Annotated in this window: 12 protein-coding genes; 11 read left to right on the top strand and 1 reads right to left on the bottom strand. The window is 72.8% G+C overall.

The features are described from left to right. Positions 1-27 precede the first annotated feature (27 nt). The 11 genes from D1350_RS04135 (at position 28) to deoC (ending at position 11,560) form a co-directional block, all read left to right on the top strand. Complete coding sequence (locus tag D1350_RS04135; RefSeq protein WP_240643903.1) at positions 28-1,143, top strand: amidohydrolase; 1,116 nt, start codon at positions 28-30, stop codon at positions 1,141-1,143. 170 nt (positions 1,144-1,313) lie between these two features. Then, positions 1,314-2,402 (top strand): BMP family lipoprotein, encoded by a 1,089-nt coding sequence (locus D1350_RS04130; RefSeq protein WP_125774194.1) that lies wholly within the window; start codon positions 1,314-1,316, stop codon positions 2,400-2,402. Positions 2,403-2,584: 182 nt separating this feature from the next. Next, entirely contained in the window at positions 2,585-4,108 is a 1,524-nt protein-coding gene (locus D1350_RS04125; RefSeq protein ID WP_125774192.1) for an ABC transporter ATP-binding protein, read from the top strand. Next, positions 4,105-5,364: an ABC transporter permease gene (locus D1350_RS04120; protein WP_125774190.1), complete on the top strand. Its 1,260-nt coding sequence runs from the start codon at positions 4,105-4,107 to the stop codon at positions 5,362-5,364. The genes D1350_RS04125 and D1350_RS04120 overlap by 4 nt, the downstream gene beginning before the upstream one ends. After that, on the top strand, positions 5,361-6,653 hold the full coding sequence (locus D1350_RS04115; RefSeq protein WP_170180910.1) for an ABC transporter permease: 1,293 nt from the start codon (positions 5,361-5,363) through the stop codon (positions 6,651-6,653). Before D1350_RS04120 ends, D1350_RS04115 begins: the two co-directional genes overlap by 4 nt. A 4-nt stretch (positions 6,654-6,657) precedes the next feature. Beyond that, on the top strand, positions 6,658-7,059 hold the full coding sequence (locus tag D1350_RS04110) for a cytidine deaminase (protein ID WP_206074416.1): 402 nt from the start codon (positions 6,658-6,660) through the stop codon (positions 7,057-7,059). Positions 7,060-7,063: 4 nt separating this feature from the next. Continuing rightward, complete coding sequence (locus D1350_RS04105; RefSeq protein ID WP_125774188.1) at positions 7,064-8,362, top strand: thymidine phosphorylase; 1,299 nt, start codon at positions 7,064-7,066, stop codon at positions 8,360-8,362. Between the two features lie 36 nt (positions 8,363-8,398). Next, a complete protein-coding gene (locus D1350_RS04100; RefSeq protein WP_125774186.1) occupies positions 8,399-9,331 on the top strand; it encodes a hypothetical protein in 933 nt (310 codons plus the stop codon). 84 nt (positions 9,332-9,415) lie between these two features. Beyond that, entirely contained in the window at positions 9,416-9,667 is a 252-nt protein-coding gene (locus D1350_RS04095; protein WP_125774184.1) for a hypothetical protein, read from the top strand. Between the two features lie 43 nt (positions 9,668-9,710). Next, positions 9,711-10,856 carry an adenosine deaminase gene (locus D1350_RS04090; RefSeq protein ID WP_125774182.1) on the top strand — a complete coding sequence of 382 codons (1,146 nt, stop codon included), beginning with the start codon at positions 9,711-9,713 and terminating at the stop codon, positions 10,854-10,856. Next, positions 10,853-11,560, top strand: coding sequence for a deoxyribose-phosphate aldolase (gene deoC / locus D1350_RS04085; protein WP_125774180.1), 708 nt, complete (start codon positions 10,853-10,855; stop codon positions 11,558-11,560). The genes D1350_RS04090 and deoC overlap by 4 nt, the downstream gene beginning before the upstream one ends. A 61-nt stretch (positions 11,561-11,621) precedes the next feature. On the opposite strand, the gene D1350_RS04080 is transcribed toward deoC, so the two are convergent. Further along, entirely contained in the window at positions 11,622-14,321 is a 2,700-nt protein-coding gene (locus D1350_RS04080) for a glycosyltransferase (protein ID WP_125774178.1), read from the bottom strand. Positions 14,322-14,397 lie beyond the last annotated feature (76 nt).

The following is a 14,397-nucleotide window of genomic DNA, read 5'->3' as shown; positions in this document are numbered from 1 at the left end:
ACGCTGGCCGCCGGCCTCGAGGACGAGATGGTCGCGTTCCGCAGGGACATGCATGCCCACCCCGAGATCTCGCGCTACGAGGTGCGCACCACCGCGGCCCTGGCGGACCGGCTGCGAGCGGCCGGGCTCGAGCCCCGGCTCCTCGACGGGTCGGGCCTCGTCTGTGACGTCGGCCCGGCGGGTCCCGGCCGGTTCGGCCTGCGGGCCGACCTCGACGCGCTGCCGCTGCAGGAGACCTCGGGTGTCGCCTGGGCGTCGACCACCCCCGGCGTGACGCACGCCTGCGGCCACGACGTGCACACCACGGTGGTGCTCGGCGCGGGGCTCGTGCTCGCCCGCCTGCAGGAGGAAGGGCTGCTCACCCGCGGGGTCCGGCTGTTCTTCCAGCCCGCGGAGGAGGTGTTCCCCGGTGGCGCGCTCGACGTGCTCGCGTCGGGCGAGCTCGACGGCGTCGACCGGGTGGCCGCCGTGCACTGCGAGCCCAAGCTCGACGTGGGCCAGGTCGGCACGCGGATCGGCCCCATCACCTCGGCCTCCGACTCCGTGTCCGTGACCGTGTCGTCGACGGGTGGGCACACGTCCCGGCCGCACCTGACGGGCGACGTCGTCTATGCGCTGGGCCAGGTCATCACGCAGGTGCCCGCGGTCCTCGGCCGGCGTCTCGACCCGCGCTCCGGCGTCAACCTCACCTGGGGTGCGGTGCGGGCGGGGAGCTCGCCCAACGCGATCCCCTCCACGGGCACCGTCAAGGGAACGCTGCGCTGCCTCGACGTGCGGGCCTGGGAGCAGGCCGGGCGCCTGCTGCGTGACGTCGTCGAGCAGGTCGTGCGCCCCTACGAGGTGGACGTCACGGTGCACCACACGCGCGGCGTGCCGCCGGTGGAGAACGACGCCGAGGTGACGGGCGACCTCGAGGCCGCGGTGCGCGAGGCGGTGGACCCGGCCGCGGTGGTGCTGACGGAGCAGTCCATGGGCGGCGAGGACTTCGCCTGGTACCTCACGAAGATCCCCGGGTCGATGGCGCGGCTCGGCACGCGCACCCCCGGCGGGGCGACGCACGACCTCCACCGCGGCGACCTCGTGGTGGACGAGCGCGCGATCGGCGTGGGCGTACGGATGCTCGCCCAGCTCGCTGCGCGCTGAGGGTCCGTTCCTGAACCGTCGCCCGAATTCACCCAGATACTGATGACGCTTCGGTAACGACTCGTCCCCGTTACCGTCCCGAAACGCGAGACGCCCGATGTGCTGGCTAGGCTCGGTGCGGTATGGGGCCTGACCGTGGCCCCGCTGAACCTCATCGACAGGAGCATCAGGTGAAGAAGGCTGTTGCGCTCACCGCGCTGGCCGGTGTGGCCGCTCTCACGCTCGCCGCGTGCGGCGCCGCCCCCGAGGAAGAGCCCGGTGCCGGAACGACCTCGGCGGCTGCGTCCGACTTCGTCCCGTGCATGGTGTCCGACGAGGGTGGTTTCGACGACAAGAGCTTCAACCAGCTCGGCTTCGAGGGTGCCACCAAGGCGGCCGACGAGCTCGGCACGGAGCTGACGTCCGTCGAGTCGGCCTCGGCGGCCGACTACAAGGGCAACCTGGAGTCTCTCGTGAGCGAGGGCTGCGACACGATCGTGACGGTCGGCTTCGCGCTCTCCGCCGACACCGTCGAGTCCGCCACGGCGAACCCCGAGGTCGAGTACGTCCTCATCGACGACGCCGCGGACAACGACTTCGACGGCCAGAAGGACGCGGAGAACATCAAGCCGCTCCTGTACAACACGGCTGAGGCGGCGTTCCTCGCCGGCTACCTCGCCGCGGGCTACTCGGAGGCCGGCAAGGTCGGCACCTTCGGCGGCCAGAACTTCCCGACCGTGAGCATCTTCATGGACGGCTTCAAGCAGGGCGTCGACCACTACAACGCCGAGAAGGGCACCGCGGTCGAGGTCATCGGCTGGGACGGCACGGACGGCTCCTTCACCGGTGGCTTCCAGGCCAACGAGACGGCCAAGACGACGGCGAAGAACATCATCGACCAGGGCGTCGACGTGATCCTGCCCGTCGGCGGCCCCATCTACCAGTCCGCGATCGCCGCGATCGAGGACTCCGGCCGCGAGATCGCGCTGATCGGCGTGGACGCCGACTTCTACGAGACCGACCCCACCACCCAGGAGATCGTCCTCACGTCGATCCTCAAGGGCATGGACGTCTCGGTGTACGAGGCCGTCCTGGCCGCGGGCCAGGACGAGTTCGACGCGGAGGCCTACGTCGGCACCCTCGAGAACGGCGGCGTCGACCTCGCTCCGCTGCACAACTTCGAGGACAAGGTCGACCCCACGCTCGTCGAGGAGGTGGCCGCTCTCAAGGAGGCCATCATCGCCGGCGAGGTCGAGGTGACCTCCTACCTGGCCGAGTGACGTTCGTCGCTCGCTAGTGCACCAACGGTCCCGGGGGGACCGGCCTAGGCTTGTCCTGCGCCGGACCCCCCGGGACCTGACGTTGTTTCCCGCGGGGTCCGCGCACGACACGGCCGCGGAAACCCAGAGAACACTGCCATGACCGGGCTCTCCCACGAGGACGAGCAGGGAAGGACGAGAGAATGCGGCTCGAGCTGCGTGGCATCACCAAGCGCTTCGGTGCGCTCGTCGCCAACGACCATATCGACCTGGTGGTCGAGCCGGGCGAGATCCACTGTCTCCTCGGCGAGAACGGCGCCGGCAAGTCGACGCTGATGAACGTGCTGTACGGCCTGTACACCGCCGACGAGGGCGAGATCCTCCTGGACGACGCCGTCCAGAGCTTCTCCGGCCCCGGCGACGCGATGGCGGCCGGCATCGGCATGGTGCACCAGCACTTCATGCTCGTCCCCGTGTTCACGGTGGCGGAGAACGTCATGCTCGGCCACGAGCAGGTCAAGGGCGGAGGCGTCCTCGACCTGGACGCCGCACGCGCCCGGGTGCGGGAGATCTCCGCCCGCTTCGGCTTCCACGTGGACCCCGACGCCGTCGTCGAGGACCTCCCCGTGGGAGTGCAGCAGCGCGTCGAGATCATCAAGGCGCTCTCGCGCGACGCGGACGTCCTCGTGTTCGACGAGCCCACCGCGGTGCTCACCCCCCAGGAGACGGACGAGCTCATGGGGATCATGCGCCAGCTGCGCGACGACGGCGCGGCCATCGTCTTCATCACCCACAAGCTCCGCGAGGTCCGCGAGGTGGCGGACAAGATCTCCGTGGTGCGGCTCGGCAAGATCGTCGGCGAGGCCAGCCCCACCGCCACGGACGCGGAGCTCGCGTCCCTCATGGTGGGTCGCGCGGTGTCGCTCACCGTGCACAAGGACGCGCCGGTCGTCGCCGAGACCGGCCTCACCGTGGACAACCTCGTCGTGACGAGCGAGACCGGTGCCGTCCTCGTGGACGACGTGTCGTTCGACGTGCGCGGCGGCGAGGTCCTCGTGGTCGCGGGCGTCCAGGGCAACGGCCAGACAGAGCTCACCGAGGCGCTCATCGGCCTCCAGCCGAACGTCACGGGCAGCATCCTGCTCGACGGCAAAGAGCTCGCCGGCCGCTCCGTGCGCGAGGTCCTCGACGCCGGCGTCGGCTTCGTCCCCGAGGACCGCACCCACGACGGCCTCGTCGGCGAGTTCACGATCGCCGAGAACCTCATGCTCGACCGCGCCGACGGACCGCCGTTCGTCCGCAAGGGCGCGCTGCAGCTCGCCGAGCGCGACCGGTTCGCGCGCGAGAAGGTCGCCGAGTTCGACGTGCGGACCCAGGGCATCGAGGCCGCGGTGGGCCGCCTCTCGGGCGGCAACCAGCAGAAGGTGGTCCTGGCGCGGGAGCTCTCCCGCGACCTGCGCCTGTTCGTCGCCGCGCAGCCCACGCGAGGCGTGGACGTCGGGTCCATCGAGTTCATCCACAAGCGCATCGTCGCCACGCGCGACGCCGGCGTGCCGGTCGTCGTGGTCTCCACCGAGCTCGACGAGGCCGTGGCGCTCGCCGACCGGATCATGGTCATGTACCGCGGCCGCGTCGTCGGCATCGTCCCGGCCACGACGCCGCGTGACGTGCTCGGCCTGATGATGGCGGGCATCCTGCCCCAGGACGCAGAAGGGGGCGCCGCATGACCGCGGGTCCGGACACCGAGCACGAGCCGACCCAGGACCGCTGGGCCACCGCGCTCCAGGAGATCGCCTCGGCGCGCTGGACGGTGGCCGTGGGGGCCGTCGTCCTCGCCGTCCTGGTGGGCTCCGTGATGATCGCGTTCACCGACGAGGGCGTGCAGGAAGCCTCCGTCTACTTCTTCAGCCGCCCGAGCGACACCTTCGCCGCGCTCGGCGACGCCATCGGCGGTGCGTACTCGGCGCTGTTCCGCGGTTCCGTCTACAACAACCGGGCCGAGACCTTCGCCCAGGCGATCCGGCCCCTCACCGAGACGCTGAACTACGCGACCCCGCTGATCGCCGCGGGCCTCGGTGTGGCCGTCGCGTTCCGGGCGGGCCTCTTCAACATCGGTGGCCAGGGGCAGATGCTCCTGGCGGCCGCGGCCGCGGGCTGGGTCGGCTTCGGCGTGAAGGGGCTCCCGTTCCCTCTGCACCTGCTGCTCGCGCTCGTCGCCGGGATCGCCGCCGGCGCGGTCTGGGCGGGCATCGCGGGCCTGCTCAAGGCGCGCACGGGTGCCCACGAGGTGATCGTCACGATCATGCTCAACTACGTCGGCTTCTACCTGGTCTTCTACATGCTGTCGACGCCCGGCCTGCTGCGGGCCCCCGGCTCGGCCAACCCGAAGACCCCGCCCACCGCCGAGTCCGCCCAGCTGCCGCACCTGGTGGGCGAGCGGTTCACCCTGCACTGGGGCTTCGTCCTGGCGCTGCTCGCGGTCGTCGGCGTCTGGTGGCTCCTCAACCGGTCGAGCCTGGGCTTCCAGTTCCGCGCCGTCGGGCAGAACCCGCGGGCCGCCCGGGTCGCGGGCATCGACGTCCCGCGCGCGACGACCATCGCCATGCTGTTCGCGGGCGGGCTCGTCGGCCTGGCCGGGGCGAGCCAGGTCCTGGGCTCGGTGACCAACGGGTTCAGCTCCGACATCGACGCGGGGATCGGCTTCGACGCGATCACGGTCGCGCTCCTGGGCGGCTCCGGCCCCTGGGGCGTGCTCGCGGCCGGCATCCTGTTCGGCGCCTTCAAGGCGGGCGGCTCCACGATGCAGGTCTCCGAGGGTGTCCCCGACGAGATCGTGCTCGTCGTCCAGTCGCTCATCGTGCTGTTCATCGCCGCACCGCCCCTCGTCCGCGCCATCTTCCGTCTCCCGCACCCGGGCACGCGGAAGCGCCCGGGTGCGGGAGACCGGCGTCGGGCAGCGAAGAAGAAGGAGGTGACGGCGTGACCGCCGCGACCGTGGAGGCGCCGAAGGCGCCCGAGGCCGAGAACCGCCGCATCGCGCCGGTCTCGTGGAAGTCCGCCGTGACGCTCGGTGTCGTGACGGCGCTGTTCGCCGTGCTGCTGCTCGTCGCGCCGCACGCGGGGGACGCGCGGTTCGCGCTCTCCACGTCGGGCGACTTCTTCATCATCCCCGTGATCGTGGTGCCCGCGATGGGCACCGCCTGGGGGTGCCTCGTGCTCGCCGCCCTCGCGGCGGTCGGCGCCGGGCTGTTCACGGCGCGCGGCCTGCGCACCCCCGCCTGGGTGCCGGGGGTGGCCGCGTTCGCGATCCTCCTCGGCTTCCTCTCCTGGGCCGCTGCCGGCAGCCCGCGCGACCTGTCGATCGTCGGCCTGCTCAGCGGTGCCGTGCTCCTCTCGGTGCCGCTCGTCTACGGCGCCCTCGGCGGCGTGCTGAGCGAGCGCGCGGGCATCGTCAACATCGCGATCGAGGGGCAGCTGCTCGCCGGGGCGTTCACCGCCGCGATCGTCGGGTCCCTGACGGACTCGCCCTATGCGGGCGCCCTCGCCGCGGTGCTGGCCGGCATGCTCGTCTCGTTGGTGCTCGGCCTGTTCACGATCACGTACCACGTCAACCAGGTCATCGTCGGTGTGGTGCTCAACGTGCTGGTGATCGGCCTGACGAGCTTCCTGTACTCGCAGGTGCTCGTCCCCGACGCGGCGACGCTGAACACGACCACGCGCTTTCCCCGGGTGGGGATCCCGCTGCTGGAGAACATCCCGGTGATCGGCCCGGTGCTGTTCGACCAGACGATCATCGTGTACCTGATGTTCGTCGCCGTCGGCCTGGTGTGGTTCGCGTTGTTCCGCACCCGCTGGGGCCTGCGCGTCCGGGCGGTGGGGGAGCACCCGCTCGCCGCCGACACGGTGGGCATCGACGTGGTCCGCACGCGCTACAACGCGCTGCTGTGGGCCGGTGCGGTGGCAGGCCTGGGCGGCGCCTTCTACACGGTGGTGTCGCTCAGCCAGTTCAACCGCGAGATGACCGCCGGTGCGGGCTTCATCGCGCTCGCCGCGGTGATCTTCGGCAAGTGGCACCCCGTGCGCGCCGCCCTGGCCGGCCTGCTGTTCGGCTTCGCGTCGAACCTCCAGAGCGTGCTGTCCGTGGTGGGCTCGCCGGTGCCGAGCCAGTTCATGCTGATGGTGCCGTACGTCGTGACGATCCTCGCGGTCGCCGGGCTCGTGGGCCGGTCCCGGCCGCCCGCCGCCGAGGGCATCCCCTACGTGAAGGGGTGACGCGGTGACGATCGACTGGGACACCCTGCGGGAGGCCGCGCGGGACGTGATGCTGCGCGCGTACGCGCCGTACTCCGGCTTCCCGGTGGGCGCCGCGGCCTACGCGGACGACGGTCGGCTCCTCGTGGGCTGCAACGTCGAGAACGCGGCCTACGGCGTGACGCTGTGCGCCGAGTGCTCGCTCGTCTCCGCCCTCATCACCGGCGGGGGCGGCCGGCTGGTCGCCTTCGCCTGCGTGAACCGCGACGGCACGGCGATCATGCCGTGCGGCCGCTGCCGCCAGCTGCTCTGGGAGCACGGCGGTCCGGAGCTGCTCGTGGACACGCCGCGCGGCATCCTGCCGATGAGCGACGTGCTCCCGCAGGCCTTCGGTCCGGAGGACCTCGCGGTCCGTGAAGGAGAGTAAGGGAATGGGCACCGAGCAGTTCGACGCCGTCGACGTCATCCGCACCAAGCGTGACGGAGGCGTCCTCGCCCCCGAGCAGATCGACTGGGTGGTGGACGCCTACACCCGCGGCGTCGTCGCCGAGGAGCAGATGAGCGCCCTCGCGATGGCGATCCTCCTCAACGGGATGACGCGGGCCGAGGTGGCCCGCTGGACGGCCGCCATGATCGCGACCGGCGAACGGATGTCGTTCGCCGCGCTCTCGCGTCCCACGGCGGACAAGCACTCCACCGGCGGCGTGGGCGACAAGATCACGCTGCCGCTCGCGCCACTCGTCGCGGCGTTCGACGTGGCCGTGCCGCAGCTGTCCGGCCGCGGCCTCGGCCACACGGGTGGCACGCTCGACAAGCTCGAGTCGATCCCGGGCTGGCAGGCCGCGCTGTCCAACGACGCGCTGATGGCGCAGCTCGACTCCGTGGGCGCGGTGATCTGCGCGGCGGGCTCCGGCCTCGCCCCCGCCGACCGCAAGCTGTACGCCCTGCGCGACGTGACGGGCACGGTCGAGGCCATCCCGCTCATCGCGTCGTCGATCATGTCCAAGAAGATCGCCGAGGGCACGGGCGCGCTCGTGCTCGACGTCAAGGTCGGGTCGGGCGCCTTCATGAAGACCGTGGCGGACGCGCGCGAGCTGGCCCGCACCATGGTGGACCTCGGCACCGACGCCGGCGTGCGGACCGTCGCCCTGCTCACCGACATGTCGGTGCCCCTGGGCCTGACCGCCGGGAACGCCCTCGAGGTGCGGGAGTCGGTCGAGGTGCTCGCCGGCGGGGGCCCGGCCGACGTCGTGGACCTGACCGTCGCCCTCGCCGTGGAGATGCTCGCCGCCGCCGACCGCCCCGTGGGGGCCGACGAGGTGCGCGCCGCCCTCTCCGACGGCCGCGCGATGGACGCCTGGCGGGCCATGATCGCGGCCCAGGGCGGGGACGCCGACGCCACGCTGCCTGTCGCGAAGGAGACCGAGACGGTGGTGGCGCCGTCGTCCGGCGTGCTCGCCACGCTCGACGCGTACGGCGTCGGGGTCGCGGCCTGGCGCCTCGGGGCGGGCCGCGCCCGCAAGGAGGATCCGGTGCAGGCCGGGGCGGGTGTCGAGTGGCACGCCCGGCCGGGCGACGCCGTCGTGGCCGGGCAGCCGCTGCTGACCCTGCACACCGACACCCCGGAGCGGTTCGACCGCGCCCTGGCGGCGCTCGACGGCGCCTGGTCCGTGGTGCCGGAGGGTACCCCGGTGGAGACCTCGCCGCTGATCCTCGACCGGATCGCCTGACAGGCGCGCCACCTCGGCGGCGGATATGGTCTCGCCGTGAAGTCCAGCCTGCGTATTTCGTCCGTCCTGCGCGCCCTCGGCGCCTTCTCGGGCGCGCTGCCCACCCTCCCGCCCGTGGCGGCCTTCGCGGAGGGCGTCGCCGGCGTGGTCGGCCGGTCGCTGCCCGACGACGTCGCGCCCCTCCTCGAGGCCGTCCCCCCGGCCCGGCGCACGGCCGTCCTCGACCCGCTCGCGAGGCGGAAGGGCGCCGGCGTCGTGGGGAAGCCCCGTCGCCTGACCCTGCCGTCGCTGGACGGGACCAGCGTCCCGGCGAAGCAGGTGGACGGGACCACCTGCGGCTCCGCGGTGCTGTCGATGCTTGCGCTCGCCGGCGATCCGCGGCTGGCCGCGCGACTCGCTGCCCGGGACGTGGAAGAGGGCTGGACGGCGCTCCAGCGGGCGACGAAGAAGGCCTCCAACCGGCGCGGCCTGGTCGTGACCCGCTGGCCCGAGCGGTTCGGGACGCCGCCGTGGGGCGCCGCGGCGGTGGCCCGGTTCGGTGAGGTGCGGTACACGCACCGGGTTGTGGGTCGGCCGGAGCCGGCGGGTCGGCCGGAGCCCGCGGGCCGGCCGGAGCCGGTGGGGCGGGCTCGCCGCCGCGGCCGCGGGCGGCCGTCGACCCGCGACGTGCTCGCGACGGCGGTCGACGCGGCGCGGGCCGGGCTGCCGGTCCCGCTGTTCACCGGGGGCGACGTGGGCCGCGGCCTCGGCACGGCGGTCCCTCGCCACGTGGTGCTGCTCACCTGGGCCGACGGCGCGGGCGAGGAGGGCGACGCGGTGGTCTACGAGCCGTCGTCGGCCGCGCTGCACACCGTCCCCGTCCGGGCGCTGCTGGACCCGCCGGAGACCGGCGAGGTCCGGGACGCGCTGACCGCCGCGCTCGGCGGGTGGCCGCACGTGGCGTGGGCGCTGCTGCCGACGGCGCGGTAGCGAGCCGGTGGCCCGGGCGGGTGGCGAACCCGCCCGTGGCGGGACACGATGGGGACGCATCCCACCGACCTGCGAGGAGGCACCATGAGCACGGTCCCCGGAGACGACGCCTGGCGGGACGCGGGCCTCGACAAGCTCGAGGAGACGCCCGGCGTGCTGGACGCGACGCTCGGCGAGACGGACGAGGAGCAGCCCGACGAGCACGAGGCCGACGAGTACAGGCCGCCCGTGCCGCGCCCCGACCGCGCGGGCGCCGCCAACGAGGCGGACGTGGTGGAGCAGGCACTCGAGGTCCCTGACGACGACGAGGGCCGCTCCGACCCGGAACAGGCCTGAGGGCCGGGCCGCGCGGGCCCCCGTCGCCGGGTAGGTTGGTCGCATGACCACGCTCGACGTCGCCACGGGCTCGCGCCCGACGGCGGACACCATCCGCGCCCTCCCGAAGGTCGTGCTGCACGACCACCTCGACGGCGGCCTGCGCCCGCAGACCGTGCTGGAGCTCGCCGAGGAGGCCGGCCACACCCTGCCCGCCGCCGACGCGGACTCGCTCGGCACCTGGTTCCAGGAGGCGGCCGACTCCGGCACGCTCGTCCGGTACCTCGAGACCTTCGACCACACCACCGCGGTCATGCAGACCGCGGACGCCCTGGCCCGCGTGGCTCGGGAGGCCGTGCTGGACCTGGCGGCCGACGGCGTCGTGTACGCCGAGCAGCGCTGGGCCCCCGAGCAGCACGTGGCCAAGGGCCTGTCGCTCGAGGAGACCGTCGAGGCCGTGCAGGCGGGCATCGACGAGGGCATCGCCCTGGCCGCGGCCGAGGGCCGGATCATCCGGGTGGGCCAGCTCGTCACCGCGATGCGCCACGCCGACCGCTGGCAGGAGATCGCCGAGCTGGCCGTGGCGTACCGCGACCGCGGCGTCGTCGGCTTCGACATCGCGGGCGCGGAGGACGGCTTCCCGCCGTCGCGTCACGGCGAGATCTGGGACTACCTGGCCCGGAACAACTTCCCCGTGACCATCCACGCGGGCGAGGCCGCCGGGCTCGACTCCATCGCCGAGGCCGTGCACCTGGGCCGCGCGGACCGCATCGGCCACGGTGTGCGCCTCATCGAGGACATCGCCTTCGTCCTGGAGGGCGACGAGGCGGACGGCGACTCCGACGGCGGCTACGCCGAGCTCGGCCCGCTGGCCCACTGGGTGCGTGACCACCAGATCGCGCTCGAGCTGTGCCCGGTGTCGAACCTGCAGACGGGCGCCGCGGAGTCGATCGCCAAGCACCCGATCACCCGTCTCAAGGAGCTGGACTTCGCGGTCACGCTCAACACGGACAACCGCCTGATGTCGCGCACCTCGATGTCGCACGAGATGGAGCTCCTCGTGGCCGAGGCCGGCTGGACCATCGACGACCTGGTGGACGTCACGGTCACCGCCGCCTGGAGCGCGTTCATGCACCACGACGAACGCCGGGCGCTCGTCGACGACGTGATCGTCCCCGGGTACCAGGCCGTCCAGGGAGCCGTGCGATGACGCTCGACCGGACCACCCTGGCGACGTTCGTGGACCACACCCTCCTCAAGGCGGAGGCCACCACCGACGACGTCACGGCCCTGGTCGAGGAGGGCGCCTCGCTCGGCGTCTTCTCGGTGTGCGTCTCGCCCACGTTCGTCTCCCATGCGGTGGCGACGGCGGCCGGCCGGCTCGCCGTGGCGACGGTCTGCGGCTTCCCTTCGGGCAAGCACCGCAGCGCCGTGAAGGCGTACGAGGCGGCGCAGTCGGTGGCCGACGGCGCGGACGAGGTCGACATGGTGATCGACGTCGGCGCCGCCAAGGCCGGCGACTTCGACACCGTGCAGGCCGACATCGCCGCCGTCCGCGCGGCGGTGCCCGCGGGGAAGATCCTCAAGGTGATCATCGAGTCGGCCGCGCTGACCGACGACGAGATCGTCGCCGCGTGCCGGGCCGCGCAGTCGGCGGGCGCCGACTTCGTCAAGACGTCCACGGGCTTCCACCCGACCGGGGGCGCCTCGGTGCACGCCGTCCGCCTGATGGCGGAGACCGTGGGCGGACGCCTCGGCGTCAAGGCCTCGGGCGGCATCCGCACCCTCGAGGACGCGCTCGCCATGGTCGACGCCGGCGCCACGCGCCTCGGCCTGTCGGGCACCGCCGCGGTCCTCGACGGCTTCGACGCGGCCGGCGGCGGCGCAGGGCAGCCGGGCGACGCGGGCTACTGAGTGCGAGCGAGCCGGCCAGGGACCGAAGGTCTCTGGCCGGCTCGCTCGGCGTTCAGGTAGGTCAGCGGGTCGCGCGGCGTTCCGCCACGAAGCCCTCGGCGTCCTGCCAGTGCTGCCGCAGGTGGATGTAGTTCTCCGTGCTCCACGGCTTGACCGGTCCGGCCCAGTGGACCAGGGCGGGCTCGGTCACGACCTCCTGCGTGGGCCACGCGTTCCACCGGTCGTCCATGACGAGGTACCGGGAGCCCGCGTAGGCGTTGAGGATGTCCTGGTCGTTGAGGCCGTAGCGCTCGGCGTAGGGCACGAACTCCGCCGTGAAGCCGTCCCCGCGCATGACCGCGAGGTTGAGCAGCAGGATTCCGGCGTTGAAGCCCCGGAAGCCGTGCCGGTGCCGCTGCGCGGTGCTGCGGACCAGGTCGCGGGCGGCGGCCGGGTCGTGGCGCAGCAGGCGCGTGGACCGGATGACGTTCCCGATGCCGTGCCGGTAGTTGTACGAGATCGACGGGCGGGCCAGGAGCGGGGCCTCACCCAGGTCGACGTCGTACAGCGGCGTCAGGTCCGTGACCGCCAGGGCGTCGAGGTCGTGGTAGAGGACCTTGTCCAGGTGCGGCAGGAGCTCAGGCAGCAGCAGGCGGTCCATGGTCGCGACCGTGATGTGCTTGAGCATGCCGAGCACCGACCCGTAGTCGACGTCGTCGCAGGCGTACCACTCGAAGGTGACCTCGGGGAAGAGGGCGGTGAGGCGCGCGTGGTCCGCGGTGCCGTGCTCGCGCGTCAGGGCGACGACGCGGACGGGGCGGTCGGTGTGGCGCACGACGCCGCCCACGACCACCTCCATCTGGGACCGCAGGTTGCCGTCCAGGGCGACGGCGACGTTGACGGGTTCGCCCGGGCGCGGCCTGGTCGCCTCGACCAGCACACGCGTGGCCCGGACGCTCTCGACGGCGGCGTGGACGTCGAACGACGCCACCGGCGCCGGGACCGGCTCGGCGTGCACGCGGCGTGCGTGCTCCACCAGTGCCACGGTGGTCTCCTGCCAGAGGCCGTAGACCTCGTCACGGGAGGCGCCCGCGAGGATGCGGCCCATGACGGCGGCCACCAGGTCGCGGATCCGCGCCTGCATGGCCAGACGGTCCTCCTCGGTGGCGTCGAGGAGGCCGGCGAAGCGGATGTCCGCGTCGTTCTTCGGCGTGAAGTCGACGTTGGCGCCGATGGCCCACGCCGGGAGGAAGCAGTGCAGGCGCGACGTGACGACCTTGGAGTAGTCCGTGCGGTACGAGTCGAGCAGGGCGACGGCGTCGTAGAGGTTGCGGCTGAAGGACGCGCTCCGCACCTCGGGATAGGAGTGGGTGACCACCGCGTCGTCGATGCTCGGTGCGGCCGTGTCCACGTAGACCCTCGGGGCGCCCGACGGGGCCGGCGCGTGCTCCGCCGGGAAGACGGTGCTCACCGTGGTGGTGAGGCAGCCCGAGAAGAAGGCCGGCACGCCGGCGTTCAGGAGCAGGTGCACGGTGGTCCAGTCGCGGCAGCCGATGGGGCCGTGCGCCTTGAGGTAGTCCACCGCGGTGGGCGTGAGGACCGCGTACTTGTTCAGGTGGAACGAGACGAAGACCGGGTTCAGGTTCTCGTGGAAGGGGAAGCCGAACCGCAGGTCGAACTGGTTGTGCATGTACCAGCCGAAGGCCAGCATCCACGTGTTCTCGGGCACCGAGTCCAGGTAGGTCACGTCCCGCTGCACCACCGTGAGGTGGACGTCGGCGCCGGGGCCGGTGATCTTCAGCTCGGGGCGCACGCGCCCGGCGAGGAAGGAGACCGGCTCGGTGACCTCGGGGTCGCCATGCAGGCGCACGCCCTCGTGCCGCACCAGGTGGCCGAGGCTCGCGACCGTCTGCACGTTGTCGCCGATGTTGCTCGACGAGACCACCTCGTCGGGGGCCTTGTAGTCGATGACCGCGAACGACACGTGGCCGGTGGGGATGCGCGGGGCGGGCGCCGGGTAGGCGGCCTTCCGGATCCACGGCTCCAGGTAGTCGAGCGACGTCTCGGTGACGTCGCCCAGCCCGGGCGCCTTGCGGGCTGCGTCGACGGCGGCCTGGGCGAGGTCGTGCTCGTCGGCCACGAAGAAGAGGCGGGCGAGCTCGAGCAGCACGGCGGGGTCGCCGACCGCTCCGGTCTCCAGCCAGCGGGCGGCCACCGGGACGGCGCGCGGGTCGCGGGCGGCGATGCCCGCGCGCAGGTACTCGGCGGGTGCCAGGCGGGCGGCGTCGGCCACGTCGAGGGCGGAGAGCAGGTCCCAGGCCAGGTCACGGAGCCCGGAGCGCTGGGCCAGGAGGGCTGAGCCCACCATGCCCGCGCTGCGGGTGGCCGGCTGCTCGGCGAGCGAGTGGCAGAGCGCCCGCCACTCGGCGGCGTTGATCCCGGTGGCCTCGCGCACGGAGGTGGCGACCGCCTCGTCGAGCGGCAGGCCGCGGCGGATCGCCTGGGTGATCAGGACGTCGCTCGTGGGCGTCTCGACGACCTCGACGAACGGCTTGTCCCAGGAGCGGTTGGGCGCGGACCACGCCTCGCGCGGCTGGCGGTTCTCTTCTTTGGCGGCGGTCCAGGACTGCTGGTCCGACGGCGTGACCGGGCGCAGCTCGGAAGCGTGGTGCTCGGTGTGCTGGAGGGTGTCGAGCGCACCCTCGGCGGCCTCATGACTGAGCGCCGCATGCGCCTCCTCACTCGTGTGGAACCCGGTGAGACGGCGGCTGACAGGGGACATGGCTTCTCCTTGCGAAGTAGATGTGGACAGGTCCGTCGTCCCGGGTCGGGGGCTCACGGTGGCGCGAGTGTACGGC

It is taken from the genome of Antribacter gilvus, from assembly GCF_003946865.1.
Taxonomy (GTDB): Bacteria; Actinomycetota; Actinomycetes; order Actinomycetales; family Cellulomonadaceae; genus Antribacter; species Antribacter gilvus.
This window is presented reverse-complemented; position numbering and strand designations above follow the sequence as displayed.

Bases quoted from the DNA above. Each gene is read 5' to 3' on its own strand.
- D1350_RS04080 (WP_125774178.1), bottom strand. From the start codon at position 14,321: ATGTCCCCTGTCAGCCGCCGTCTCACCGGGTTCCACACGAGTGAGGAG.
- D1350_RS04095 (WP_125774184.1), top strand. From the start codon at position 9,416: ATGAGCACGGTCCCCGGAGACGACGCCTGGCGGGACGCGGGCCTCGAC.
- D1350_RS04090 (WP_125774182.1), top strand. From the start codon at position 9,711: ATGACCACGCTCGACGTCGCCACGGGCTCGCGCCCGACGGCGGACACC.
- D1350_RS04125 (WP_125774192.1), top strand. From the start codon at position 2,585: ATGCGGCTCGAGCTGCGTGGCATCACCAAGCGCTTCGGTGCGCTCGTC.
- D1350_RS04105 (WP_125774188.1), top strand. From the start codon at position 7,064: ATGGGCACCGAGCAGTTCGACGCCGTCGACGTCATCCGCACCAAGCGT.
- deoC (WP_125774180.1), top strand. From the start codon at position 10,853: ATGACGCTCGACCGGACCACCCTGGCGACGTTCGTGGACCACACCCTC.
- D1350_RS04120 (WP_125774190.1), top strand. From the start codon at position 4,105: ATGACCGCGGGTCCGGACACCGAGCACGAGCCGACCCAGGACCGCTGG.
- D1350_RS04135 (WP_240643903.1), top strand. From the start codon at position 28: ATGGTCGCGTTCCGCAGGGACATGCATGCCCACCCCGAGATCTCGCGC.